Below are 397 nucleotides of genomic sequence, written 5' to 3' on the forward strand. Positions count from 1 at the left end.
GTCCTTGAGGTTCTTGGACGAGTAGAACCGCACCTTGTGCTCGGCGGACAGCGACACCGTCATCAGCCAGCTCTTCGTCGGCGCGTACCACTGGACCTTCGGGTCACGGAAGTTGTTGGAGCCGATGTCGATGACGGGATTGCCCTGGTACTTGGTCCAGGTACGGCCGCGGTCGGTGCTGTAGGCGAGCGACTGGGCCTGCTTGCCGCCGTTCTTGTAGGCGCTGGTGTAGATCGCCACCATGGGCGGGTTCGCCTTGGTACCGAACCCGGTGGTGTTGTCCCAGTCGACGACCGCGCTGCCGGAGAACACCATCTCCTCGTCGTCGTGCGACAGGGCGAGCGGCAACTCCTCCCAGTGCACGAGGTCCTTGCTCACCGCATGCCCCCAGGACATG

At 64.0% G+C, this 397-nt stretch carries 1 pseudogene; it reads right to left on the reverse strand.

The annotated features are described in order from the left end of the window. Positions 1 to 397, reverse strand: a pseudogene (locus ADK57_RS16015) (glycoside hydrolase family 32 protein); the annotation flags it as partial.

This window comes from Streptomyces sp. MMG1533 (genome assembly GCF_001279775.1).
Lineage (GTDB): Bacteria > Actinomycetota > Actinomycetes > Streptomycetales > Streptomycetaceae > Streptomyces.